The following is a 25813-nucleotide window of genomic DNA, read 5'->3' as shown; positions in this document are numbered from 1 at the left end:
GCTACGGGTCGTTGCGTCCCCACCCGTCATGGAAGACGAGCTCTTGGAGCGGCAGACGCTGCCGCCAGCCTTTGACGGAGAGTTCCGGCTCGTCATAAAGCCGATCGACGAAACCGGCACAGAGCCAGGCGACCACCTCGATATGCTCGGGTATGCCGAGAATGCTTTTCAGATCGCCTTCGCGAAAAATGCTGACCCAGCCGATGCCGACCCCTTCCGCCCGCGCCGCAAGCCAGAGATTCTGGATGGCGCAGACTGTGGAATAGCTATCCATCCTGGGATTGTGGGTGCGCCCCAGCACCACGCTGCCGCTGCGGGTGGGGTCGCAGGTCACGCATATGCCGAGCGGTGCCTCCGTGATGCCTTCGAGCTTGAGGGAGCGGTATGCCTGCCGCCGCTCGCCGGTAAACATCAGCGCCGCCTCCTCATTGGCCTTCACAAAGGCGTCCTGGACGCGCGCCCGGACCGCGGCACTTTTCACCAGAATGAAATTCCACGGCTGCATGAAGCCGACGGAGGGCGCATGATGGGCGGCCGTCAGCAGCCGCTCCACGACATCGTCAGGCAAGGGATCGGGCAGGAACTGGCTGCGAACGTCGCGCCGCGTCTTGATCGCGTGATAGACGGCCTCGCGCTCGGCCAAGGAAAAACCGGACGCCGCCGAAAGGGCATCCTCATCAAAGGGTCGCATCGTCAAATCCCCAACAACGCAACCGCCCGCCGTCCGCGCGGATCGGTCAATCTTGCCAGGCCGGTCTTCTGACTCGGCGTCATCCGTCTGCCGCAGCCTTCCCGGCGAGAAGCCAGTGGCGAGATGAAGCGGCAAGCGTCGGCCTTACAGCGTTGGGCACGTTCCGGCCTTGCACCGGATTCCCGATTCTCCCGCGTTGATGGCGGGCACCTGACGGCGCATCTATTTCAGGAAAGCGCGGCGACGGCAAGCCGGCCCGAGGTCGCAGTCGGGAACCAGGTTGAGCCACGCACCCTCCCGCGTCGGTTTGAAGCGGCTCGACAAGCTCCTTCATCCATAGTTTCTATGGCCTTATCACCACCGAAGGCGTATGGACGATACAGTCCCTCGCAGCATCCCGGTTGCCCGTGCCCCGCCTCACGCCCATGATCCTTGCGGTCGCCCTGTTCATGGAACAGATGGATTCGACCGTGATCGCCACCAGCCTGCCGGCGATCGCAGCCGATATCGGCACCTCGCCGATCGCGCTGAAGCTCGCCGTTACCAGCTATCTCGTGGCACTGGCGATCTTCATCCCGATCAGCGGCTGGATGTCCGATCGGTTCGGTGCGCGCAACATCTTCCGCATGGCGATCTTCGTCTTCATGATCGGCTCGGTCGCCTGCGCTTTCTCCAACTCGATCACGGCCTTCGTCATCTCACGGCTGGTCCAAGGCGCCGGCGGCTCGATGATGACGCCGGTCAGCCGCCTGCTTTTGGTCCGGGGAACGCCACGCCACGAACTCGTCGACGCCATGGCCTGGCTCACCATTCCCGCCTTGATCGGCCCGATCATGGGTCCGCCGATCGGCGGTTTCCTCACCACCTATCTCACCTGGCACTGGATCTTCTGGATCAACGTCCCGATCGGCGTGCTCGGCATCATCCTCGTCACCCGTTTCCTGCCGGCGGTCGAGCCGCGCAGCCCGCGGCCGATGGATTTCCCGGGCTTCTTCCTGTGCGGCCTCGGCTTCTCCGGCTTCGTCTTCGGCGTCTCGGTGATCAGCCTGCCGGCCGTGCCCGTCATCTACGGTTATGTCACGGTTGCGATCGGCATCCTTGCCGGTCTCATCTACCTCCTGCATGCCCGCCGCGCACCCTATCCGCTTCTCGATCCGAAGATGTTCCGCTACCCGATGTTCCGGGCGGCGATCCTCGGCGCCTCGAATTTCCGCATGGGGCTCGGCGCGCTGCCCTTCCTGATGCCGCTGATGCTGCAGCTCGGCTTCGGCCTGACGCCGCTGCAATCGGGCTCGGTCACTTTCGTCAGCGCACTCGGCTCCATGGGCTCGAAATTCGCCGCCTCGCGCACCTTCAATGCCTTCGGCTTCCGCACCGTCATATCAATCACCACCTTGCTGGCGGCGATCTTCCTCGGCATCAACGGCCTGTTCACCGCCGAAACCCCGCTTTTCCTGATCATGGCCTGCCTGCTGATCGGCGGCCTGTTCCGCTCCATGGCTTTCTCGGGCGTCAACGCCATGGCCTTCGGCGATGTCGACGCCGCCGACAGCAGCCAGGCAACCGCGATCAATGCCGTTGCCCAGCGTATCTCCATGGCAATGGGTGTGGCGATCGCCGGCGGCATCCTCGAAATTTCGAGCAGCTTCCATGGCGGCCGGCTGCTGGTCTCGGATTTCCACGTCGCCTTCTTCAGCGTCTCGGCGATTTCGGCGCTCGCCTGCATCACCTTCCTGCGGCTGCCGCGCGATGCCGGCGCGGAACTGACGACGCGCCGCCGCAAACACCGGCAGACGGAGCCCGAAGAGGCGATCGCGGAAAACAGCTGATCGCGGCAGATCACCAGCGGGCGTGATAGCGAAATCACACGCGTGTGCTCCGGCATCCCTTTCTACTTTATGATTTATTCACACATCAAATACACACTGCGTTTGCGCGTTTTGGGTCGCTATCAGGACATGGGCATGAGCGCTCGTGATGTGACCGTCAGCGTGGATGCCCGTATTGATACGCCGGTCGGGAACATGTCCGACTGAGCCGCAATTCTAGGCCCCCGCGGAATGTTCCAATTTTTGAAAACGATGCCTCTGACAGCCAAGCTGGCGGCGATTATCGTGGCCGTCAATCTGTGCGGCATTTCCGCCTTTGCTACCTACACATGGATGTACGAAACCCGAGCGCTGATCGACGGCGCCAAGGCGAACTGGTCCAAGGATGCGGAGCAGTTTGCCTCTCTGGCGGCGGGCGGCGTGAAATGGGGCAAGGCGAATGCCGTTCGAGAGGCTTATTCGCTCTACCGCGACGATCCCTCGCTCGATCTCGTGCAGTTTGCCGCATTCAATGCGGAGGCGGTCGCCGTCGACACCTGGACACGCGACGGCATCAACGGTCTGCCCGCAGCGGTCGATCTGGCGAAGGGCCTGAGTGCAAAGCCGGAAAAGACGACCATCAATGACGGCGGGTTATCTGCCGGCGTGGTGACGATCACCGCACCGCTTCCACTGGATAAGTCAGGCAAGGTCACCGGTTATATCGTCACCAACTGGTCCGTCGAAAAAATCGCTTCTGAAGTCAAGCAGAAGGTTCTCGTTTCGCTGCTCACGCAGTCCGCGATCACCGCATTGGCCGTCATCGCCTTCCTTCTTGCCATGCGCAGCCTCGTTGGCCGGCCCATCCGGATCATCAGCGAACGGATCAGCGCCTTGCAGAAAGGCGACCTGGCCTCTCCCGTCACCTACAAGGAAAATGGCGACGAGATCGGCTTCCTGGCGCGTGCGTTGGAAGTTTTCCGCCACGAGGCGATTGCGAAGGTCGAAAGGGAGCAGGCCGCTGCCGAGCAGAGCGCTTCGCTCGATGCCGAACGGGCGCGCAACGCATTGTTCACGGAAGAGGCCAGCAACACGCAGCGGCTGGTCATGACCGCTCTCGCAAATGCATTGGAAAAGCTCGCCGCAGGCGACTTCTCCGTACACCTGGCCGATCTCGGTCCGGAATTCGATAAGTTGCGGCAGGATTTCAACAACATGGTCGAGGCCGTCGCCGCCGCACTGACGGAGATCAAGGCCGCCTCCGTGGCGGTTGAAGGCGGCTCGAGCGAGCTTGCCTCCTCCGCAGATCAACTCGCCAAGCGGACCGAGCAACAGGCGGCATCATTGGAACAGACCGCTGCCGCATTGGATGAGATGACCACCACCGTCCGAACATCGTCGCAGCGCGCCGAAAATACCGGGAAGCTGGTCGAGGAGACGAAGCGCAGCGCTCACGTCTCGGCGACGGTGGTGCGTGATGCCATCGGCGCGATGGACCGTATTCAGACCTCGTCGAGCCAGATCGGCCGCATTATCGGCGTTATCGACGAAATCGCCTTCCAGACGAACCTGCTGGCGCTGAACGCCGGCGTCGAGGCGGCGCGTGCGGGCGAAGCCGGTAAGGGTTTTGCGGTTGTCGCGCAGGAGGTGCGTGAACTCGCCCAGCGGTCGGCAAATGCCGCCAAGGAAATCAAGAACCTGATCAATGTGTCCGGCCAAGAGGTTGCCGCAGGCGTCGGGCTGGTGAACGAAACCGGCGACGCTCTCCTGAAGATCGAGGAGCAGATCAACCGCATCAGCGACAGTATCGCCTCCATCGTCCAGTCCTATCGCGAACAGGCGACCGGTCTGCAGGAAATCAATGGCGCGATCAACCAGATGGATCAGGCGACGCAACAGAACGCAGCAATGGTCGAGGAAACCAATGCGGCCTGCCAGGAACTGCTGTCGCAGGGACGCCAACTGCAGGACTCGGCCGGCAGATTCGTCGTCGGCGCGGCCGCGGCCAGCCAGACCAAACCCGTTCAACCCGCCCGCCAATCTCGTCCCGAACCCCGAGCCTACGTGCAGCGTCATGCAGGCAATGCCGCCGTTGCCGCCGCTCCCGGTGCCTGGGAAGAGTTCTGACGCCGCCTTCGTCCGATAAGCCTTAGTTCTCAGCAACCTATAATCAGGAAGGAAACAGTTATGAAGAAACTCGTGCCCGCATTTCTTTTGGCCTGCACCGCATTTGCCGTGCCCATGGACGTATCCATGGCTGAGGATGCGAAGCTTGCCCCGATCTTCGACTACGTGAAGAGCGACGTAACGCCCTGGCTGAACGACCCCGCGATCATCGAGGCTGTCAAGGCGCAGGACGCCGCCAACGCCAACCTGAGTGCAGCCGATATCGACGCCCTCGACAAGAAGTGGCGCGCCGAAGTCGATGGTTCCGACCACTCGATGATCGACGGCGTGCTCAACAATGCGCTGTCGAAATTCCTTCAGGCGAAGAAGGAGGCCTCCGGTGGCAAGATCACCGAGATCTTCGTCATGGATGCAAAGGGCCTGAATGTCGGCCAGAGCGACGTCACGTCAGATTACTGGCAGGGCGACGAAGGCAAGTTCCAGAAGTCCTTCGGCGCCGGCAAGGATGCCGTCTTCGTCGATGAGATCGAAAAGGATGAATCGACCCAGACGCTGCAGTCGCAGGCAAGCGTGACGATTTCAGACGACAAGGGAACACCGATCGGCGCCATCACCGTCGGCGTGAACGTCGACGCCCTCTAGTCTCAAAGACCCAGCACGCCGCACGAGTGAGATCGAGTGCGGCGTGCTGCCTGCCTCCCGTGCGTGTCGCTCCCGCAAGACCAGTTGCTCTCCCAAGGAACGCAGGTTTTAGGCAGAAAAATCTACGTGACAACGCGCGGCCTTGGCGCTAAACACGCCGCATGTCGATCACGTCAGTCAACGCCTCGCGATTTTATTGGTACCGCTACTCACAGCGGATGCGGGTCTATGCGTAACTGAATTCGACGCGACGACAACCCGAACAGCCGCTAGTCTACCTGGCGGCTTTTTTGTTCCGCACGGTATGACCAAACAGGAGCCATACCGTGTCTGATGCCATTGATGATCTTCGTATCCTCGAGATCACGCCCCTCACCAAACCCACCGATATCCTCGCGGAAATTCGCCGCGATGCTGCCGTCACCGACACCGTGACCAGCAACCGTGATGCCATCCACAGGATTCTCCGGGGCGAGGATGATCGCCTGATCGCCGTCATCGGCCCCTGCTCCATCCATGACCCGGTTGCCGCCAGGGAGTACGCCGCGCGGCTGGAAGAACAGCGGCGGCGCTTTGCCGGTGATCTCGAGATCGTCATGCGCGTCTATTTCGAAAAGCCCCGTACGACCGTCGGCTGGAAGGGTCTGATAAACGACCCGCACCTCGACGGCAGCTACCGCATCGAGGAAGGGTTGAGGATTGCACGACGCCTGCTGCTCGATATCAATGCCATGGGTCTTCCGGCCGGCGTCGAATTCCTCGACACGATTACGCCGCAATACATCGCCGACCTCGTCAGCTGGGGCGCGATCGGCGCGCGCACGACCGAAAGCCAGATCCACCGGCAGCTTGCCTCCGGCCTCTCCTGCCCGATCGGCTTCAAGAACGGCACCGACGGCGGAGCGCGCGTGGCGCTCGACGCGATCCTCGCCGCCTCGCAACCGCACCACTTCCCGGCCGTGACGAAGGACGGACAGGCAGCGATCGCTTCTACGACGGGCAATGAGGACTGCCACATCATCCTGCGCGGCGGCAAGCGGCCCAACTATGAGGCGGCCGACGTCGAAGCTGTCACCGCCGAAGCCGTCAAGCTCGGCGTGGCCCCGCGCATCCTCATCGATGCCAGCCATGCCAACAGCAGCAAGGATCCGATGAACCAGCCGCGCGTCGTCAAATCCGTCGCCGCACAGATCGCTGCCGGAAACCGCCACATCAAGGGCATGATGATCGAAAGCAACCTCGTCGCAGGCCGCCAGGATCTCGTGCCCGGCAAGCCGCTGGTCTACGGTCAGTCGATCACCGATGGCTGCATCGATTGGGATATGTCGGTCGCGGTGCTCGAAGACCTGGCGAAATCGGGACGCGATCGTCGCAAGGCAGCGGCGGCCTAACCTACCGGAAAGTACCGGACATAGGCGAATTCCTCGCCATCAGGAGACCAGCAGGGCACGTTGATCGTGCCCTGCCCGCCGAAAAGCTCGAACAACGTCTTCAGATTGCCGCCATCCATGTCCATCAGCCGCAGCCGTACATCGAGATCGCGCGGATGGTCGAACACCGAAGGGTCGTAGGACAGGATCAGCACCTGGTCGTTCTTAGGCGACGGATGGGCGAACCAGTTACCCTGATTGTCCGATGTCACCTGGTGGAGACCCGTGCCATCGGGATGGATGCGCCAGATCTGCATCAGCCCGGTACGGCTGGAATTGAAATAGATCCATTGCCCATCGGCCGAATAGTCCGGTCCGTCGTTGCGGCCCTCACCATGCGTCAACCGCGTCTCGGCGCCACCGTCGACGGAAATCGTGTAGATATCGAAGACGTCGTCGCGGATGCCGCAATAGGCAAGCTGACGACCATCCGGCGACCAGCCGTGCCAGTAGGATGGTAGATTTTGCGTGACGAGCCGCGGAGTGCCGCCTTCGATCGGCAGGATATAGATCGCCGACTTGCTGAATTTGGTCTTGTCGGAGATGACGATCTCGGTGCCGTCGGGCGAAATGCCATGATCATTGTTGCAGTTGACGGCAAAGCCGGTATCGACCTTGGTGACTTCGCCGCCATCGAGCGGCAGCCGGTAGAGCAGTCCGTCGCCGTTCAGCAGCAGGTAGGAACCGTCGGGCGAGAAGTTCGGCGCCTCCACCAGTCTGTCCGTCTGCCAGACCTCACGGGCCCTGCCCGTCCTGACATTGTAGATCTCAACCGAGCTGCGCATGTTTCCTCCCGAAAAACGTAGTGACGTCAGCAATCTCGATTGCGCCAGCGATCTCGATTGCGCCAGCGATCTCGATTGCGTCAGCGATCCCGATTGCGTCAGCGGTCCCGATTGCGTCAGCGGTCCCTGAAACGATTGGTGATGGGGTAGCGCCGGTCGCGGCCGAAATTCTTCTTGGTGATCTTGACGCCAGGCGCCGATTGCCGGCGCTTGTATTCGGCGAGATAGAGCAAGTGCTCGACCCGGTGGACGGTCGCCACGTCATGGCCGCGCGCGACGATCTCTTCGACCGCCATCTCCTTCTCCACCAGGCATTCGAGAATATCGTCGAGCACGGGATAGGGCGGCAGCGAATCCTGGTCTTTCTGATCAGGACGCAGTTCGGCCGACGGCGCCTTGTCGATGATATTCTGCGGAATCACCTCGCCCGACGGTCCCAGCGCACCCGGCGGCACGTTTTCGTTGCGCCAGCGAGAAAGCGCATAGACCTGCATCTTGTAGAGGTCCTTGATCGGGTTGAAGCCGCCGTTCATGTCACCGTAGAGTGTCGCATAACCGACCGACATTTCCGACTTATTACCAGTCGTCACCACCATCGAGCCGAATTTGTTGGAGATCGCCATCAGGATGACGCCGCGCGCCCGGCTCTGCAGGTTCTCTTCGGTGATGCCGCTGTCCGTGCCTTCGAAAAGGCTGGCGAGCGCGCTGCTGAAGCCCGTCACCGGCTGCTCGATCGGCACGATATCGTAGCGGCAGCCGAGCGCCCTGGCGCAGTCGGCCGCATCCTTCAGCGAATCCTCGGAAGTATAGCGATAGGGCAGCATGACGGTGCGCACCCGTTCTTCGCCCAGCGCATCGACGGCAAGCGCCGCGCAGATCGCAGAATCGATGCCGCCGGAAAGGCCGAGCACGACGGTCTTGAAGCCGTTCTTGTTGACGTAGTCGCGAAAACCGAGCAGGCAGGCGCGGTAATCGGCCTCCTCGCGCTCGGGAATGTGCGCCATCGGCCCTTCGGCGCAATGCCAACCACTTTCGCCGCGCTTCCACGTCGTCACCGCCAGTGCGGTTTCGAACTGGCTCATCTGAAAGGCGAGCGACTTGTCGGCATTGAAGGCGAAGCTTGCTCCATCGAAAACCAGCTCGTCCTGGCCGCCGAGCTGGGCGGCATAGATCAGCGGCAGGCCGGTCTCGATCACCTGCTTCAGCACCACCTGGTGACGGATATCCACCTTGCCGCGATAATAGGGCGAACCGTTCGGCGACAGCAGGATCTCTGCCCCGCTTTCGGCCAGCGTCTCGCAGACGCCGAGATCGCCCCAGATATCCTCGCAGATTGGAATGCCGATGCGCACGCCGCGGAAATTCACCGGACCCGGCATGGCGCCCTGGTCGAACACGCGTTTCTCGTCGAACTCGCCGTAATTCGGCAGGTCGATCTTGTCGCGCACCGCAATCACCTTGCCGCCGTCGAGCACGGCGACTGAATTGTAACGCCCGGTCTCGTCCTGCCGGGGAAAGCCGATGAGGACGCCCGGCCCGCCATCGGCGGTATCGGCCGCCAGGCTCTCGACCGCTTTCCAGCAGGCGCGGATGAAGGCGGGCTTCAGCACCAAATCTTCAGGCGGGTAGCCGGAGATGAAAAGCTCGGTCAGGACGAGCAGATGCGCGCCCTCCCTGCCCGCATCGGCGCGCGCCTCACGCGCTTTGGCGAGATTGGCTGCGACGTCGCCGACCGTTGGATTGAGCTGGCCGATGGCGATGCGGAAGATATCAGAAAGAGCGTTTTCCTGTGTCATGTCATTTATTTAGCCTGCGCCTTTCGCGACCGCAACACGTTCGCGCCGAAAGCGGCACTTGGGAGTGACGAAATTTTTATGATCGGATCGCACGTGGCTCCGCGCGGCACCGATACGCATTGCAATTTGCCTCCGGAGCGGAATACTGGCGCCGAAAGCGACCGCATCGATAACCGGCATCGGAAACAGGCAATGTCTAATCTTTCGAATTTCGTGCACCATCATTTCGACAAACCGGCCGATGAACTCGGCGATATCGAAAAGCGCGTGCTGGCGAAAACGCACGCGCGCAAGATCATCTCGACCGACGTCAATGCCGCTCTATCCGCCGAGTCATCCTTCGGCGAGCGTATCGCCGATGGCATTGCCCGCGTCGGCGGCTCGTGGTCCTTCATACTCGCCTTCCTCGCCTTTCTCGCCGTCTGGACACTGTTGAACACCATCGGTCTGGTGGCGAATCCCTTCGACCCATACCCCTTCATTTTTCTGAATCTGATCCTGTCGATGATCGCCGCCATCCAGGCGCCGATCATCATGATGTCGCAGAACCGGCAGGCCGAGCGCGACCGCTTCGAGGCCGCCAAGGATTATGAGGTCAATCTCAAGGCCGAGCTCGAAGTGCTCTCCCTGCACCAGAAGATCGATATGAGCGTGCTGACCGAGCTGACGGCGCTGCGCGAGGATGTGGCCCGCCTCAGCGCCGAACTTTCCGCCAGAAGCTGAGGCAGCGCTTATTGCGCAATGATCAGCCGCCCGGACCGGCAAACAGGATGAGATTTCCGTCCGGATCCAGCACGATGAAGTTTCTGGCGCCCCACGGCTCCTTCCTGAGGGGCTGATGGAAGGATACGCCTGCGGCCTGGAAATCCAGGAACAGGCGCTTGATCTCGTCTGATGTACCGACGGTGATCGAGGCTGAAAGCAGATGCTCCCGTTGCCTGATATCGCCGACGAACACGGGCTCGCATACCAGCCTCAGAGCGAGTTGAGCATTGTCGCGGATGACCTGTCCGTAAAACGGCGGGTCGCCATAGACGAAGTCGACCCTGAAGCCGAGTTTGCCGGTGAAGAATTCGCACGACGCTTTGATATCGGTGACGAACAACTGCGCGGATAGCGAACTCAGGATGGCTTGTGGTGCTGGCTGTTTTTTCGGATCTGTCATGGCTGCGGCTCCTGTCTTGAGCGCCTGCCATCCCTCGAAACCCATTTGACGTGCGATCAGGTCCTGCGCGTCGCTAAGCTTGAAGCGCGCCTCCAGCACATGGCTGTCATCGAGATGACGGAAGCGCGGCAACGCAGCTCTGATCTCGGCTGCAACAGGATAGTATCTTTCGCTGTGCCATCGCAAATACTGCTTGGCCTGCTTTTTGAGGTTTTCGAGATTCGGCATGGGCGCAACTGTTGATACATTGTAGGCGGGCATTGCCCTTTCGACATTCGACGAAGCGCCCTACGCAGCGCGGTAAACCTAGCCTCGGCGATCAACCTTTGTCAATCACGGGCCGGCGAGGATGACGATGGGGGATTCACCGCATATTGCGGCAGGCCGTCCGATATTTCGTAGAAATCGCCCTTGTCGGCGCAGTAGATATGGTAACCGAAGGTCAGGCCGCTCGGTTCGTCGAAGGCGCCTGCCATGACCGAAATCTCCGCCCGTTCGTCACCCTGCCAGAACAATGCGGAGCCGCAATTCGAGCAGAAGCCGCGCTGCGCCTCTTCACTCGACCGGTACCAGCGGATTGCTGCATCGCCCTCGATCGAAAGAGCTGCACGCGGCAGGTTGACGGCTGCATAATACAGCCCCGTCTGCCGGCGGCACTGCGAGCAATGGCAGCCGACGACTGGTCCTGGCCTCGCCGTCGTTGAAAATCGCACGGCGCCGCAGAGGCAGCCGCCTGTATGCCGGTCGGTCATGATCGCTCCCCGTTTATGACTGGACGTTGCCGCCAATCACAGTCGGCGTCAAATCCAATCCGCTCAACAAAATCATCAGAAATCTTGAAGATTGTAGGCTTGCGCGCAGCCGGCCGGCTCGCACACCTGTTGCTTGTCGACAACATCCGCCAACAGCATCCTATCCCGGCATTGAATCAGCGGCTGTTGTCGGCGATACTTAAGGTCCAATTCACTCGACCCCCGGGAGACTGACATGAGAGCGACCCTGTCCAAACAGAAAGGAAAAATCCCCCACAAGGACATTCAGCTTCATGAATATTTCGTTCTCTCGCGCGAGGAAAAGCTCGCGACGCCATAACTCCTTCCTGAACCTTTTCCGTGACGATTCCAGTGCCGCCGACCGCGGCCGGCGTTGGTCGCGCATGCGCAAATTCCTCTCTTACTACCGTCCGCATCTGCCTTTGCTGCTCGCGGATCTGCTTTGCGCCATCCTCGTCGCCGGCACCGCTGTCGCCTTGCCGCTCTGCGCCAACATCGTCACCAGCAGGCTTCTGGCTCTGCCCGAGGCACCGCAGGCCTTCGCACAGATCCTGGCGATGGGCGGCATCATGCTGGCGGTTCTGGCGGTCCAGATCGCTGCGATCTTCTTCGTCGACTATCGCGGCCACGTCATGGGCGCCCGCATCGAGGCCACGGTGCGGCAGGAACTGTTCGAGCATTGCCAGAAGCTCTCGTTCAGCTTTTACGACCGCCAGCGCACCGGTCAGCTGATGAGCCGCATCACCAATGATAGCCTGTGGCTGGGCGAACTCTTTCACCATGGTCCTGAGGATCTTTCCATCGCCGTGCTCAAATATGGCGGGGCCATGCTGGTGTTGTTCTTCATCGATCCGCCATTGGCAGGCATCATCCTGCTGCTCACTCCGGTGGCGGTGGCCTATGCGCTCTATTTCAACCGGCGCATGAACCGCGCGCTCGAGGCCAGCAAACGGCAGATCGCCGCCGTCAACGAGCGCGTCGAGGATGCCCTCGCCGGCATCCGCGTTGTCCAGTCCTTCGCCAACGAGGCGCTGGAGCGCGAACGCTTCGCCGAGCAGAACCGGCGCTTCCTGCAAAGCCGCGCCGAAGGCTACCGCAGCGAGGCCTGGTTCTCGGTCGGCACCGAAACCTTCGCCCAGCTCATTACCATATTGGTGATCATCGTCGGCGGCCTGCGCATTTTGGCGGCGGAGCTGACCGTTCCCGATATGCTGACCTTCCTGCTCTGCGTCGCTGTGCTGGTCGATCCGGTGCAGCGGCTCGCCAATTTCGTACGCCTCTGGCAGGAGGGTTACACCGGCTTCATCAGGGCCATGGAGATCCTGGAGATCGCCCCCGATATCACGGATCAGCCGGCCGCCCGTCCAATGGCGGCGCCAAAGGGCGAGATCAGCTTTTCCGATGTTGCCTTCGGCTACGAGTCCGATGGTCCGCGCGTCCTCGAACGGCTGTCGCTGACCATCGCGCCCGGAGAGTTCGTTGCCCTGGTCGGCCCCTCGGGGGTCGGCAAGAGCACGCTTTGTGCGCTCATACCACGCTTCTACGATGTCGAGGCCGGGGCGATCCGCATCGACGGCACCGATATCCGCGAGGTGACGCTGGCCTCGCTCCGCCGCCATGTCGGCGTGGTGCAGCAGGATGTCTACCTCTTTGCCGGTACCGTGGCGGAAAACCTGCGTTACGGCCGGCCCGACGCCACCGACGCCGAACTAGAGGCGGCGGCGCGCGCCGCCAATGCGCACGACTTCATCATGGCCCTGCCCCAAGGCTACGACACCGATATCGGCCAACGCGGCGTCAAGCTCTCGGGCGGCCAGCGCCAGCGCATTACCATCGCCCGCGCCTTCCTCAAAGATCCGGAGATACTGATCTTCGACGAGGCGACCAGCGCGCTCGACAACGAGAGCGAACGGGCGGTGCAGCAGGCGCTGCTCAGCCTGGCAAATGGTCGAACCACCCTGGTCATCGCCCATCGTCTTTCGACCGTCCGCCATGCTGACCGCATCCTGGTCCTGACGGCTGACGGCATCGTCGAACAGGGCACCCATGACGACTTGATGGCGCAAGGCGGCGTCTATGCCGGCCTGCACAGTATCCAGGCCAGCATCTGAGCCGCCATCCCTAAGCACAGCAATAAAAAAGCCCGGCATCGGCCGGGCTTTTCTTCATCCGTTTCGGGCTGATATCAGCCGTTGGCAACCAGGCGCTTCTCGTCGCGGCCGCCCTTCATGCGCTCGGCAAGCAGGAAGGCGAGCTCGAGAGCCTGGTCGGAGTTGAGACGCGGGTCGCAATGGGTGTGGTAGCGATCCTGCAGATCATCGGCCGTGACGGCGCGGGCGCCGCCGGTGCACTCGGTCACGTCCTTCCCGGTCATCTCGACATGGATGCCGCCGGGATGCGAGCCTTCGGCGCGGTGGATCTGGAAGAAGCTTTCGACTTCCGACAGGATCCGCTCGAAGGGCCGGGTCTTGTAGTTGTTGAGCGTGATCGTATTGCCGTGCATCGGGTCGCAGGACCAGACGACCTTGCGGCCTTCGCGCTCGACGGCGCGGATAAGCTTCGGCAGGCTCTCGGCAACCTTTTCGTGGCCGAAGCGGCAAATCAGCGTCAGGCGCCCGGCTTCATTAGCCGGATTTAGAATATCGATCAGCTGCAACAGATCGTCGGCCTGCAGCGACGGACCGCATTTCAGACCGATCGGGTTCTTGATGCCGCGGCAATATTCGACATGCGCATGGTCGGCCTGGCGCGTGCGGTCACCGATCCAGATCATGTGGCCCGACGTTGCATACCAGTCGCCCGAGGTGGAATCGACGCGGGTCAGCGCCTCCTCGTAACCGAGCAGCAGCGCCTCGTGGCTGGTGAAGAAATCGGTCTCGCGCAGGCTCGGATGGTTTTCCGAGGTGATGCCGATCGCCTTCATGAAATCCATGGTTTCGCTGATGCGGTCGGCAAGCTTGCGGTAGCGCTCGCCCTGCGGGCTGTCCTTGACGAAGCCGAGCATCCACTGATGCACGTTTTCGAGATTGGCGTAACCGCCCATCGCGAAGGCGCGCAGAAGGTTCAGCGTCGCAGCCGACTGCCGGTAGGCCATGGCCTGGCGTTCCGGATTCGGAATGCGCGACTCCTCGGTGAACTCGATGCCGTTGATGATGTCGCCGCGATAGGCCGGCAGCGTCACGTCGCCCTGCTTCTCGACATTCGACGAACGCGGCTTGGCGAACTGGCCGGCGATGCGGCCGACCTTGACGACCGGCAGCTGCGCGCCGAAGGTCAGCACCACGGCCATCTGCAGGAAAGCGCGGAAGAAGTCGCGGATATTGTCGGCGCCGTGTTCGGCGAAGCTCTCGGCGCAGTCGCCGCCCTGCAGCAGGAAGCCGTTGCCTTCGGCGACATTGGCGAGATGCTTCTTCAGGCGGCGCGCCTCGCCGGCAAAGACGAGCGGCGGATAGCTGGCGAGCGTGGCTTCCGTTGCCGCCAAAGCGGCTGCGTCGGGATATTCGGGAACCTGCAGGATCGGTTTCTGCCGCCAGCTGCTCGGGGTCCAATTGTCTGCCATCTCACTCACCTCACTCACATCCATACCTTAGGATGCCCTCAATATGCGGCGGCTTATAGACCTTTAGGTCAATCTTGCAAAGACCATTCGCCGACAGTTGTCGCCTCGCCGCCGCCGCCCGCCATTCTCCAGTTAAACCGGCATACACCATGTCGATTTCCCCATATTTTAGACTTTCCATGTAGAACCGGTGAGAGTTTCAATTCGGGGACATGGCATGGCGATCCTTCCGCCCGGTTTCATATCGGACCGCTCGGGCAATTTCGGCATCATGACGGCGCTGCTGGCGGTGCCGCTCTTCGGTGCTGCCGGCATGGCGGTGGATTTCGCCCACGCGCTCAGCCTGAGGACACAGCTTTTCGCCGCCGCCGACGCCGCCGCCGTCGGTTCGATCGCCGAAAAATCCGGCGCGGTCGCCGCCGCCATGACGATGAGCGGCAACGGCACGATCTCGCTCGGCAAGGACGATGCCCGCAACATCTTCATGTCCCAGATGTCCGGGGAGCTGACCGACGTTCACGTCGATCTCGGCATCGACGTCACCAAGACCGCCAACAAGCTGAATTCGAAGGTTTCCTTCAGCGCGACCGTGCCCACCACCTTCATGCGCATCCTCGGTCGGGACTCGATCACCATCTCGGGCGCCGCGACGGCGGAATATCAAACCGCCGCTTTCATGGATTTCTACATCCTGCTCGACAACACGCCGTCCATGGGCGTCGGCGCCACCGCGACCGATGTTTCCAAGCTGCAGGCTAAAACAGGCTGCGCCTTCGCCTGCCATCAGATGGACCAGAGCACCAACAACTACACCATCGCCAAGAGCCTCGGCGTCGCCATGCGCATCGACGTCGTGCGCCAGGCAACCCAGGCGCTGACCGATACGGCCAAGACCGAACGCGTCAGCAGCGACCAATTCCGCATGGGCGTCTATACATTCGGCACCAAGGCTGAGGACGCCAAGCTGACGACGATCTCCAGCCCAACCTCCGATCTGACGAAGGTGAAGAATTACACCGACGCCGTCGACCTGATGACCATTCCCTACCAGAACTACAACCAGGACCAGCTCACCAGCTTCGACAGCGCCCTGACGCAGATGAATACCATCATCGATCCGGCCGGTGACGGCACGTCGAATATCAGCCCTGAAAAGATCCTCTTCTTCGTTTCCGATGGCGTCGGCGACAGCTACAAGCCGTCGACATGCACCAAGAAGACCACCGGCGGCCGCTGTCAGGAACCGATCGACACCTCCTTCTGCAAACCGCTGAAGGATCGCGGCGTCAAGATCGCCGTGCTCTACACCACCTATTTGCCGCTGCCGACCAACGACTGGTACAACAAATGGATCAGTCCCTTCCAGAGCGAGATTCCGACGAAGATGCAGGCATGTGCCTCGCCCGGCCTCTATTTCGAGGTGACGCCGACCCAAGGTATCGCCGATGCGATGAAAGCGCTCTTCCTCAAGGTCATCCGCGCTCCCCGCATCACCAGCTAATCCATGCCGCCCGGAAGTGAGCCGCGGCTCCGGGTCGACGACATGCAGGGCTAAAGCCCCTCGCGGCCTAAAGCCGCTTGCCGTCGCGGATCCGATAGCTCGGCGCATACATGGTGACGAGCTCTTCGGCGGCCGTCGGATGCAGAGCCATCGTCCGGTCGAAATCGTCCTTGGTGCAGCCAGCCTTCAGCGTGATGCCGAGCAGCTGCGCCATTTCGCCGGCATCGTGGCCGAGGATATGGGCGCCGACGACCTTGCGGCTCGCCGCATCGACGATCAGCTTCATGATCATCCGCTCGGCCCGGCCGGACAGTGTGGCCTTCAGCGGCCGGAACTGGGCGCGATAGACTTCGAGTTCGCCATAACGTTTGCCCGCCTCCTCTTCCGAAAGACCGACGGTGCCGATCTCCGGCTGTGAGAAGACGGCGGTCGGGATCAGCTCGTAGTCCGGCCGGGTCGGATTGTTCTTGTATTCGGTTTCGATGAAGCACATCGCTTCGTGGATCGCCACCGGCGTCAGCTGTACCCGATTGGTGACATCACCGAGCGCATAGATGTTTTCGACATTGGTGCGGGAATATTCATCGACGATAACGGCGCCGCGTTCGTCGACGGCGACACCGGCCGCCTCTAGACCGAGGCCTTCCGTATTCGGATCGCGCCCGAGCGCCAACATCACGACGCCGGCCTGCAGCGTGCCGCTGTTCAGTGTCTCCAGAATGAGGCCGCCGTCCTCACCCTTCGAAACCTTCTGCAGCATGTCGTGGCAGAGGATACGGATGCCCTTGGCGACCATTGCCTCGTGCAGCCCGCGTCTCAGATCCTCGTCGAAGCGTGACAGGATCTCGGCACCGCGATAGATCAGCGTCGTCTCGACGCCAAGCCCATGGAAGATATTGGCGAATTCGACGGCGATATAGCCGCCGCCAGCGATCACGATCGATTTCGGCAGTTCTTCGAGATGAAAGGCCTCGTTGGAGGAGATGCAGAGCTCGTGACCGGGAAGGGCCGCATGCGGGTTCGGCCGTCCGCCGGTGGCAACCACAATCGTCTTTGCGGTCACCGTCTGTCCAGTCTTCAGCAGCCGCACCGTATGGGCATCGACGAGTTCGGCGCGCGTTTCCAGGATCTCGGCATTGGCGCCGGCGAGCCCCTTCTTGTAGAGACCTTCCAACCGGGCGATTTCGACATCCTTGGCCGCCACCAGCTTCTTCCAGTCGAAGCTGCTCTCGCCGACCGTCCAGCCGAAGCCCGCCGCATCCTCGAAATGCTCGTGGAACTGCGAGGCATAGACGAAAAGCTTCTTCGGCACGCAGCCGCGGATGACGCAGGTGCCGCCATAGCGGTATTCCTCGGCGATCGCCACTTTCTTGCCGAGCGAGGCAGCGACACGCGCGCCGCGCACGCCTCCGGAACCGCCGCCGATGACGAAAAGGTCGTAGTCGTAGGAAGACATGAGGAGCTCCGGGAGGGAATCGCAGGAAGGATGTTCCTGATATAGGAGCGATCGTCACGAAAACAAAAGCCCGCTCCTGCGTCATCCCGTTCCCATCGCCGAATCTTCGCGGCAAATGGTCAATCCGGTCACCGTTACGGTTGATCCCGTCACCGTTTGCGGTTGACCCGGCCACGGTTTACGGTTGACCCAGCCGCCTCGGGCTGGCACGCAATCCACGGGATATAGAAAGCATGCCGGAGCAAAAGATGGATCAGACTCTCTTCGCCAACCTGTGCAAGGCCGGCAAATTCAAGGAAGCGCTCGGGCTCGCCACCCAGGGCCACGAGAATGAGAAATTTACGCCAAGCCGGTTCGCGATGGACAAGAGAACAGGGCTGCCGATCTTCTATCGCGGCAACAAGCGCGTGGAACCGGATGAGACGGGTGTGTGGCAACTGGCAAAGAACTCGGATGCTTGGGGCTGAGCGGCCAGGGAGTATTCTTCAGATATCGCCGTTGTCAGCGGGTGATCCGGAAATCCGCCAGCGTCGTCTCGAGTTTAGCTGCTTCCGTTTCGACGCCTGAAACCGACGCTCCCGCGGGTCCCCGCCTGAGACGTTCGATCATTGTCGCGATGGCGATATCCGGTCCCGCGATCAACGCGACGACGGTCCCGTCCTGTTCATTGCGTACCCAGCCGGTCAGACCGAGGAGCACCGCCTCATCGCGCGTCCACATGCGAAAACCGACACCCTGGACCTTGCCGGATATCCGCACTCGGACAGCCTTGTCATGATCGGACATCTGCAGTCACCTAAAACCTCGCCGGCGGCATTTGCGGCATCATAGCAAAAAAGCCCGGACGATGCCGGGCTTTCGCAAGTTTGGTGGGACAGGCTTTACTGCTGGGCTGCCGGTGCGGGAGCCGGAGCGGCCGGGCTGTCGGTTGCCGGCGGCGGCGCCTTGATGACCTTGGAAAGCTCGGCATTGCTCTGCTTTTCCAGATCGCGGGAAATGCCCTGCGCCCAGATGTCGGCAGCCTTCGCCGTCTCGCGCGAGGCGACAGGGCCGTCGCGCAGCAGCTTCTTGCCGACGTCGGAATTATAGAAATCGGCGATCGCCTTCAGCTCGTCGACGGTAAAGGTCTTGGCATAGGTGAGTGCTGCTTCCTTCTCCAGATCGCCACGGCGCGGCGCCAGCTTCAGCGCCTGCGCGTCGACCGTCGAGGAAATAACGTCCTGGTAGTTCGGCGAATCCTGGATCAGGCCGGCCTTCAGGCGCTCGGCGAGACCAGGCAGGATGTTGTCGAACTGGGCAGTGGCGCCGATGGCGTCGATCGCGGCGCGAGACGCCTTCAGCTGCTCCTCGGAGACCTCCTGCGCCTTGACGGCAGAGCCGAAGGCAAGCCCGGAAAGAACGACGGTCGCAGCGGCGAAACGGCCAAGACCTGCAATGTTCATCATGAGTATATGCTCCTGTTATCTGTTTGCCTGCAGTGTGCGCACACCCGCAGGACCGGCAATGATCGCAAGTGCCGCCATATTGATAAAGAGCCCGTGTTCAACGACGCCGGGTATGGAATTCAGCTCGCTCGAAAGCGCCTCTGCATCAGGAATGCGGCCAAAAGATGCATCGATGATGTGATGGCCGCCATCGGTCGTAAACTCTCCGTCACCGGACTGGCGCAGATTAAGTTCACCAGAAAGGCCAAGCCGGGCCGCGACCTTCTCAATTGCGATCCGCGTCGAGACGAGCCCAAACGGATTGACCTCGATCGGCAGCGCGAAGGCGCCGAGCGTCTCGACCAGCTTGCTCTCGTCGGCAATGACGATCATTCGCTCGGAGGCGGCCGCGACGATCTTTTCACGCAGCAGCGCGCCGCCGCCGCCCTTGATCAGTCTCAGCCCCGCATCGACCTCGTCGGCACCATCGATCGTCAGGTCGAGTGCCGGCAGTTCGTCAAGCGACTTCAGCGGTACGCCGAGTTCGACGCAAAGCCGCGCGGTCCTTTCCGACGTCGGAACGCCTTCGACTTTGAAGCCGCCAGCGACCTTCTCTGCCAGCAACCGAACGAATTCCTCCGCCGTGCTGCCGGTGCCGATCCCGAGACGCATCCCGCTTTCGACATGAGCGAGTGCGGCCTCGGCGGCCTTGATCTTCATTTCGCGGGCATCCATGCGCCGCCAGCTCCGATTATTGCGTTGGATGTGCTGTTTACACGGCTCGCCTGGCAAACGAAAGTCAAAATCATCACGGAAAATGAAAAGCCGAAACAGATGCCTGCGGCCCTCCCGACCATTGCAGGACGTTGCTTTCCGCCGCGCGATCGCCTACCCCAGGAACGAGCTGTCGTTCCCGGGGCGACCCCGTCGCTCCCCGGGACGATCCTTTGTATCTCAGGACGATCCATCCCTCAAAGAGACATGCCCTTGACCCCTGCCCCCACTCGCCCGGCGCTTGTCGTCTTCGATCTCGACGGCACACTTCTCGACACCCATGTGGATCTGGTCGAGAGTCTGAACCATACGATCGCAGCCCTCGACCTCGAACCCGTCAGCTATGACGATCTCACCCACCTCGTCGGTCATGGCGCGCGCGTGATGATCGAGCGCGCCTGCCGGCTGCGCGGCCATCCGCTTGAAAGCGATGCTTTGCCGCCGCTGGTCGAGCGCTTCGTCGCCCATTATGCCGGCAACATGCCCGGCCGTACTCAGCCCTATCCCGGCCTGGTCGCCGCCATGGACCGGCTCAAATCACAGGGTTACCGACTCGCCGTCTGCACCAACAAGATGGAAAGCCTGGCGCTCGGTCTCCTCGACAAGCTTGAGCTCACCCGATATTTCGACGCCATCACCGGCGGCGACACCTTCGAATACCGCAAACCCGACGCCCGCCACCTCACCGGCACCATCGACCGGGCCGGCGGCGACATCGCCCGCGCCGTGATGATCGGCGACAGCGTCAACGACATCGCCGTCGCCGGAAACGCTGGCGTTCCGTCGATTGCCGTGCCGTTCGGTTATTCCGACGTGCCGGTGAACACGCTGGGACCGGACCACATCATCACCCATTTCGATGAGCTGACGACGGAACTGGTCGAGATGCTGATCCGCGATTTCGCGGCGAAGGTTGCGGTCTGAGGCGATCGCTCGCCTCCGCCATTCCTCCAGAGGGGAGTGCAACACGGCACGCCCTCTCTACTTTGACTTTGTTTCCGTGCTCACCGCCAAAACAAAACGGGCGGCCCGAAGACCGCCCGCCAAAATACCGATAGAAACCTAGGTCAAATCTGCGCCCCACGCGCCTTGGTCGTCGCGTCGAAGGCCTTGTCGACATAGGCGTCGCGGCCGTAGACGTCGTCGAAATATTCCACCACACCGTCCTTGTTCGGCCAGGCGGTGAAGTAGGAGACGTAGACCGGGATCCTCTGCGGCACGCGCACAGCATGGTTCTGCCCACTGGCGATCTGCTTGGCGACGTCGTCAACCGTCGTGCCGAGCACGGCGGCCGCCATCGCACGCGGATTGGCAAGGCGCACGCAACCGTGGCTGAGAGCCCGCATATCGCGCTTGAAGAAGCTCTTCGACGGCGTGTCGTGCATGTAGATCGCGTGGCTGTTCGGGAACAGGATCTTCAGTTCGCCGAGCGCATTGTCGCTGCTCGGCGGCTGGCGCACCGAGACGTTGTCGGTCGAGCCGTACCAGTCGACGCTGGATGAGGCGACGGCATGGCCGTTCACCTCGACCTCATAGCCGAGCTGGTCGAGATAGTTCGGATCCGAGCGCAGCTTCGGCAGCATCTCATTGATGATGATCGATTGCGGCACGCCCCAGAACGGGTTGAACTCCACCGTCTCGATCTCGTCATCGAAGAAATAGGTCTGGTTGTTCTTGCCGCCGACCACCACGCGCATCGACAGCTGTTCCTTGCCGTCATTGTGGTAGTAGGCCATGTAGGCCGGCTGGTTGATCATGACGTAGCGGGAACCGAGATCCTCCGGCAGCCAGCGCGCCTGCTCCATGGCGACGACCAGCTTGTCGATCTTCGAGGCATTGGTGTCGCCGCCGGTCATGGCGCGCACCGTCGCCTGGCCGATGACGCCATCGGCCTTCAAGCCGCGCTCCTTCTGGAAATCCTCGACCAGCGCAACGATGTCAGGCGAATAGTCGATGCCGCCTGCGTAAGCAGCAAGCGTTGCCGCGTGATCCGTCCTCAGCGTCTCGGAACCGTGCTTGCCGATCGCCTTGACAATATTGGCGATCTCGGGCGAGCTGTCGCCGGGTCTCAGCAGCTTGTCGAGCGAAACGACGATCTGTTCCTCGTTGCCGCCGTCAGCGGCGCGAAGCTTTGCAAGCTCCGTCTTCAACGCCTGGAACTGCGGACTGTCGGGAGAGCGGTTGGCGATATAGGCACCGACATTGGGGCTCATGCGGGCAAGCTTCAGCACCGGCGTCAGGTTGACGACCTTGCGCTGGAAGTCGTGATAGCCGGAGATCTTGTTCGGATCGATGCGGCCGCGCTCCGTGTCCTGCACGAAGGCAAGGACCTTGGCGGAGAGTTCTAGCTCGAACTGCGTCAGCGCCCGGTCGCGGAAGGCGGGATCGGGATTGGCCGGGTCGATCGCTGGCGTCTGGACGGCGTAGTCGGCAGGGTCGAGACCGACGGAGGCCGCATCGGCAAGTGCCGTCATCGCCGCCTTCGCGCGGTCGTTGATCTGGTTGCCTTCGACCCAGACGAGCGGATTGCGGCTGTCGCCATAGTAGGCTTCGAGCGCCTTTGCGACGTCGGCATTGGCGCGCACCTTGGCCTGCGCCAGGAAACGCCGCTGCACCGCAGGTTCGGCGCCGGCATCGCCGCTTGCCGAAACATCGGCGACCGCGCCGGTGACGACGGGATCGGCGAACTTGCCGGTATCGACGAACTGCAGCGTCTCGGTTTTATAAGTATAATAACGCGGACCGCTCACCTTCGGCAGCGGCGCTTCCGGGTCGAGCCCGCCGAGCGAGCCCCCGACGGCGCCGCGCGGCACCGGTCGGCCGGGCGCCTGATCCATGAAGATGGTGCTCTGGCTCCGCTGCCTGTCGCCGCGCAGCATGTCCATCAGTGTGTAAGCATGCGCGGGTGCGGCACTCATCACTGCCATGCCGCAGGAAATTGCCAATGCGGATGCCGCGCTTTTCAAAACGAACGTCATATATCTTCCAGTCCCGGTCATGCTGTTCTCAGATCAAATCCCGCGAAACTCAAGCAGCGTAGGGCCTCATTGATCAGAAACCGGCCTGCGCCGCCAGCGCCGGCGGACTCAATTTTGTGTGACGGAGGTCCTGCACGGCGCCGTGCAGCAGTTCACACAAAATTATGAAATTATTAGTTAATTTTTTACCGAATTTTCGGCCACAGACCAGTGGGGCAAAAACGCCCGGACGCATAAAATTTCCGAAGTGGCCTAAAAGGCACGCCGAAAAGCCCGCGCAAACATGACTGTCATCTTCAATATTTCGCACGGCATCCGGTTTTCTTGTCGGACTTTCCAACCTATAAGACCTCATCTTTCGAAGATGCCCGAAAACAGCATGTAAAGGGAAGGCAAGGCCGATGACCGCAACCCGCACCGAAACCGATACTTTTGGCCCGATCGAGGTCGCCGCCGACCGATATTGGGGCGCCCAGGCCGAGCGTTCGCTCGGCAATTTCAAGATCGGCTGGGAAAAGCAGCCGCTGTCGATCGTGCGGGCACTCGGCATCGTCAAGCAGGCGGCCGCCCGCGCCAACATGTCGCTCGGCCAGCTCGATCCTGCCCTCGGCCAAGCCATTGTCGATGCCGCCCAGGAAGTGATCGACGGCAAGCTCGACGAGCATTTTCCGCTGGTGGTCTGGCAGACCGGTTCGGGCACGCAGTCCAATATGAATGCCAATGAAGTGATCTCCAATCGCGCAATAGAAATGCTTGGCGGCGTCATGGGTTCCAAGAAGCCGGTGCATCCGAACGATCACGTCAATATGAGCCAGTCGTCGAACGACACCTATCCGACGGCGATGCACATTGCCTGCGCCGAACGGATTGCGCACCAGCTGCTACCCTCCCTCAAGCACCTTCATGCCGCCCTCGACATGAAGGTCACCGAATTCAGCCACATCATCAAGATCGGACGCACCCACACCCAGGACGCGACGCCGCTGACGCTCGGCCAGGAGTTTTCGGGTTACGCCGCCCAGGTCGGCTCCGCCATCAAGCGCATCGAAATGACCCTGCCCGGCCTCTGCGAACTGGCCCAGGGCGGTACTGCCGTTGGTACCGGCCTCAACGCGCCGGTGGGTTTTGCCGAAAAGGTCGCCGAAGAGATCGCCGCCATCACAGGCATGCCCTTCGTCACCGCGCCGAACAAATTCGAGGCGCTCGCCTCGCACGACAGCATGGTCTTTTCCCATGGCGCCATCAATGCGGCGGCTGCCGCTCTCTTCAAGATCGCCAACGACATCCGCCTGCTCGGTTCCGGCCCGCGCGCCGGCCTTGGCGAGCTGGCACTGCCGGAAAACGAGCCCGGTTCCTCGATCATGCCCGGCAAGGTCAATCCGACCCAGTGCGAGGCGCTGACCCAGGTCTGCATTCATATCTTCGGCAACAACGCGGCGCTGACCTTCGCCGACAGCCAGGGCCATTTCGAGCTCAACGTCTACAATCCGATGATGGCCTATAATTTCCTGCAGTCGGTGCAATTGCTCGCCGACGCCGCCGTCTCCTTCACCGACAATTGTGTCGTCGGCATCGAGGCGCGCGAGGACAACATCAAGGCCGGCCTCGAACGCTCGCTGATGCTGGTGACCGCACTCGCCCCGAAGATCGGCTACGACGCGGCGGCCAAGATCGCCAAGACGGCGCACAAGAACGGCACGACGCTGAAGGAAGAGGCACTTGCGAGCGGCTTGGTGACATCGGAGGAGTATGACGCGATCGTGCGGCCGGAAACGATGATTGGGCCGAAGTAGGACGGTTGAGAAGGCCTGTCCGCTCCCCTCACTCATTCCCTTCCTCGGGCTTTGCCCGAGCGATGTCACAAGAATGAGTGAGGATGCGTGGAGCGCCGTCCGAAAATCTCCTGCCAACGCGGACAAAACCCCGCATTCGCATGCCTGCCCTGCCGGGGGAGCAACTCACGGCAAACCTGGGAAACGTCAAACCAACAGCGAAAAATTGTCCATCACGACAGAATTGCCCATGAAGTCGAACCGGATTTCTTCGATGTCTTCGAGATTGACCTCGAGATTGGGGCCGGTGACCTCAAGTTCCTGCTGATAGACGATCAAGCCGTCGTTCAGCGCGGTGAGCGTCAGGTGAAAGGGCGATGCCGACAATTCGGCGATGGAAACGCTCTGAAAGGTGAACTCACCGCCATCGAGCATTTTCAAGACGACGGGCGCCGAACCCGGGGCTAGAACGGTGTCGCTGAAACCATCCTCGGTGATGGCGTCGACGCCCGGGATGGTATCATAGACATAACCGTTCAGAAGCGTCAGTTCATGACTGCCGTTCACAGAGAGCGCAAAGCCCCGATAGTCAGGGAGGAAGAAATTATCTGCCCTTGATGTGACGCCCATATCGTCGAAATCCAGGACTTCGTGATATTTGTCCTCTTCATTGACGCCGTCTATCGCGAGCGTCAGAACCCCGACATCCGTGCCGCCTGCGCCATCGGAGATCTTGTAGCGGATTTCTTCGATCAGTTGTTCGTGCGCCCGCAGGTTCTTCACCACGTCGAGCGTAAAATCCAGCTCGTACTCGAAATGGCCGTCCGGCCGCACGGTGAAGGTTCCATAGTCCCCTCTTATGATGGTTTCCTGTGCGAGCCCATGTTTCGCGTCGACGCGCACACCGTCGAAAAAGCGAAGATAAAGCGTCGATCCCTCGGGATCGCTGTCATTGGGGAGCAAGTCCCCTCGGATCCAGTCGTGCTCGAAGAAAATGCGGAGGTCGTCGTTAGCAGTTGGCTTTGCATTCGTCATCGGAAGCTCCAGCAAGTTAACGCGGCCGGGAATATGGACTGGCTGCGAACCGAAGGCAACTTTGAGTCGTCTTTAACGGAAGCTCGTGCCTTTTTCG

General features: G+C 61.4%; 24 protein-coding genes and 1 riboswitch. Of the genes, 11 read left to right on the top strand and 13 right to left on the bottom strand.

All coding sequences use genetic code 11. From position 1 onward, the window contains the following. Position 1 precedes the first annotated feature (1 nt). Positions 2–691, bottom strand: a complete 690-nt coding sequence (gene bluB, locus FHT79_RS10825) for a 5,6-dimethylbenzimidazole synthase (RefSeq protein WP_028758681.1) — start codon at positions 689–691, stop codon at positions 2–4. Between the two features lie 40 nt (positions 692–731). Continuing rightward, positions 732–920: riboswitch (cobalamin riboswitch) on the bottom strand. Positions 921–1116: 196 nt separating this feature from the next. On the opposite strand from bluB, the gene FHT79_RS10820 reads away from it, so the two are divergent. From FHT79_RS10820 to FHT79_RS10805, 4 genes are all read left to right on the top strand, one after another. After that, complete coding sequence (locus tag FHT79_RS10820) at positions 1117–2520, top strand: MFS transporter (protein WP_097594342.1); 1404 nt, start codon at positions 1117–1119, stop codon at positions 2518–2520. Positions 2521–2751: 231 nt separating this feature from the next. Further along, the gene (locus FHT79_RS10815; protein ID WP_028758679.1) at positions 2752–4626 is read left to right on the top strand and encodes a methyl-accepting chemotaxis protein; all 1875 of its coding nucleotides are present in this window, start codon (positions 2752–2754) and stop codon (positions 4624–4626) included. Between the two features lie 60 nt (positions 4627–4686). Further along, complete coding sequence (locus FHT79_RS10810; RefSeq protein WP_028758678.1) at positions 4687–5268, top strand: hypothetical protein; 582 nt, start codon at positions 4687–4689, stop codon at positions 5266–5268. A 326-nt stretch (positions 5269–5594) separates the two neighbouring features. Beyond that, positions 5595–6659, top strand: coding sequence for a 3-deoxy-7-phosphoheptulonate synthase (locus tag FHT79_RS10805; protein ID WP_028758561.1), 1065 nt, complete (start codon positions 5595–5597; stop codon positions 6657–6659). Here FHT79_RS10805 and FHT79_RS10800 read toward each other — a convergent pair. Next, positions 6656–7483, bottom strand: coding sequence for a TolB family protein (locus tag FHT79_RS10800; RefSeq protein WP_028758560.1), 828 nt, complete (start codon positions 7481–7483; stop codon positions 6656–6658). The genes FHT79_RS10805 and FHT79_RS10800 overlap by 4 nt on opposite strands. On the opposite strand from FHT79_RS10800, the gene FHT79_RS32375 reads away from it, so the two are divergent. Next, complete coding sequence (locus FHT79_RS32375; RefSeq protein WP_281414614.1) at positions 7482–7613, top strand: hypothetical protein; 132 nt, start codon at positions 7482–7484, stop codon at positions 7611–7613. The genes FHT79_RS10800 and FHT79_RS32375 overlap by 2 nt on opposite strands. Here FHT79_RS32375 and FHT79_RS10795 read toward each other — a convergent pair. Further along, on the bottom strand, positions 7600–9279 hold the full coding sequence (locus tag FHT79_RS10795; protein WP_028758559.1) for an NAD+ synthase: 1680 nt from the start codon (positions 9277–9279) through the stop codon (positions 7600–7602). The two genes, FHT79_RS32375 and FHT79_RS10795, sit on opposite strands and share 14 nt — an antisense overlap. 192 nt (positions 9280–9471) lie before the next feature. Here FHT79_RS10795 and FHT79_RS10790 point away from each other — a divergent pair, with 192 nt between their 5' ends. Further along, positions 9472–10002 carry a DUF1003 domain-containing protein gene (locus FHT79_RS10790; protein WP_028758558.1) on the top strand — a complete coding sequence of 177 codons (531 nt, stop codon included), beginning with the start codon at positions 9472–9474 and terminating at the stop codon, positions 10000–10002. Positions 10003–10024: 22 nt separating this feature from the next. On the opposite strand, the gene FHT79_RS10785 is transcribed toward FHT79_RS10790, so the two are convergent. Both FHT79_RS10785 and FHT79_RS10780 read right to left on the bottom strand, forming a co-directional pair. Beyond that, positions 10025–10672 (bottom strand): VOC family protein, encoded by a 648-nt coding sequence (locus FHT79_RS10785; RefSeq protein ID WP_028758557.1) that lies wholly within the window; start codon positions 10670–10672, stop codon positions 10025–10027. Between the two features lie 101 nt (positions 10673–10773). Next, a complete protein-coding gene (locus FHT79_RS10780) occupies positions 10774–11196 on the bottom strand; it encodes a GFA family protein (protein WP_028758556.1) in 423 nt (140 codons plus the stop codon). Positions 11197–11489: 293 nt separating this feature from the next. Between FHT79_RS10780 and FHT79_RS10775 the strand changes: the two genes are divergently transcribed. Then, the gene (locus FHT79_RS10775) at positions 11490–13328 is read left to right on the top strand and encodes an ABC transporter ATP-binding protein (protein WP_028758554.1); all 1839 of its coding nucleotides are present in this window, start codon (positions 11490–11492) and stop codon (positions 13326–13328) included. A gap of 74 nt (positions 13329–13402) precedes the next feature. Here the strand turns inward: FHT79_RS10775 and FHT79_RS10770 are convergent, their stop codons facing one another. Next, a complete protein-coding gene (locus tag FHT79_RS10770; RefSeq protein ID WP_028758553.1) occupies positions 13403–14776 on the bottom strand; it encodes a 3-deoxy-7-phosphoheptulonate synthase class II in 1374 nt (457 codons plus the stop codon). A 217-nt stretch (positions 14777–14993) separates the two neighbouring features. On the opposite strand from FHT79_RS10770, the gene FHT79_RS10765 reads away from it, so the two are divergent. Then, positions 14994–16277, top strand: coding sequence for a pilus assembly protein TadG-related protein (locus FHT79_RS10765; protein WP_028758552.1), 1284 nt, complete (start codon positions 14994–14996; stop codon positions 16275–16277). A gap of 67 nt (positions 16278–16344) precedes the next feature. Here FHT79_RS10765 and gor read toward each other — a convergent pair whose 3' ends face one another. Then, positions 16345–17733: a glutathione-disulfide reductase gene (gor, locus tag FHT79_RS10760; protein WP_028758551.1), complete on the bottom strand. Its 1389-nt coding sequence runs from the start codon at positions 17731–17733 to the stop codon at positions 16345–16347. A 248-nt stretch (positions 17734–17981) separates the two neighbouring features. Between gor and FHT79_RS10755 the strand changes: the two genes are divergently transcribed. Next, the gene (locus tag FHT79_RS10755) at positions 17982–18200 is read left to right on the top strand and encodes a hypothetical protein (protein ID WP_028758550.1); all 219 of its coding nucleotides are present in this window, start codon (positions 17982–17984) and stop codon (positions 18198–18200) included. A 34-nt stretch (positions 18201–18234) separates the two neighbouring features. On the opposite strand, the gene FHT79_RS10750 is transcribed toward FHT79_RS10755, so the two are convergent. The 3 genes from FHT79_RS10750 to rpiA form a co-directional block, all read right to left on the bottom strand. Continuing rightward, the gene (locus FHT79_RS10750; protein ID WP_028758549.1) at positions 18235–18519 is read right to left on the bottom strand and encodes an acylphosphatase; all 285 of its coding nucleotides are present in this window, start codon (positions 18517–18519) and stop codon (positions 18235–18237) included. Positions 18520–18614: 95 nt separating this feature from the next. Further along, on the bottom strand, positions 18615–19178 hold the full coding sequence (locus FHT79_RS10745; RefSeq protein ID WP_028758548.1) for a DUF2059 domain-containing protein: 564 nt from the start codon (positions 19176–19178) through the stop codon (positions 18615–18617). A 15-nt stretch (positions 19179–19193) separates the two neighbouring features. Continuing rightward, positions 19194–19892, bottom strand: coding sequence for a ribose-5-phosphate isomerase RpiA (gene rpiA / locus FHT79_RS10740; RefSeq protein ID WP_028758547.1), 699 nt, complete (start codon positions 19890–19892; stop codon positions 19194–19196). 246 nt (positions 19893–20138) lie between these two features. Here rpiA and FHT79_RS10735 point away from each other — a divergent pair, with 246 nt between their 5' ends. Next, entirely contained in the window at positions 20139–20855 is a 717-nt protein-coding gene (locus FHT79_RS10735) for an HAD family hydrolase (protein ID WP_179874657.1), read from the top strand. A gap of 143 nt (positions 20856–20998) precedes the next feature. Here the strand turns inward: FHT79_RS10735 and FHT79_RS10730 are convergent, their stop codons facing one another. Further along, positions 20999–22909, bottom strand: coding sequence for a L,D-transpeptidase family protein (locus tag FHT79_RS10730; RefSeq protein WP_097594340.1), 1911 nt, complete (start codon positions 22907–22909; stop codon positions 20999–21001). Between the two features lie 73 nt (positions 22910–22982). Then, positions 22983–23219 carry a hypothetical protein gene (locus FHT79_RS10725; RefSeq protein WP_125853729.1) on the bottom strand — a complete coding sequence of 79 codons (237 nt, stop codon included), beginning with the start codon at positions 23217–23219 and terminating at the stop codon, positions 22983–22985. Positions 23220–23310: 91 nt separating this feature from the next. Between FHT79_RS10725 and fumC the strand changes: the two genes are divergently transcribed. Then, positions 23311–24702, top strand: coding sequence for a class II fumarate hydratase (gene fumC, locus FHT79_RS10720; protein ID WP_097594339.1), 1392 nt, complete (start codon positions 23311–23313; stop codon positions 24700–24702). Positions 24703–24888: 186 nt separating this feature from the next. Here the strand turns inward: fumC and FHT79_RS10715 are convergent, their stop codons facing one another. Beyond that, a complete protein-coding gene (locus FHT79_RS10715; RefSeq protein WP_028758852.1) occupies positions 24889–25716 on the bottom strand; it encodes a VCBS domain-containing protein in 828 nt (275 codons plus the stop codon). Positions 25717–25813: the final 97 nt, after the last annotated feature.

The sequence above is a fragment of the Rhizobium sp. BK212 genome (assembly GCF_014197475.1).
GTDB classification, from domain to species: Bacteria; Pseudomonadota; Alphaproteobacteria; order Rhizobiales; family Rhizobiaceae; genus Rhizobium; species Rhizobium anhuiense.
Note: the sequence above shows the minus strand (reverse complement) of the source record. Positions and strands in the feature narration are given on the sequence as shown.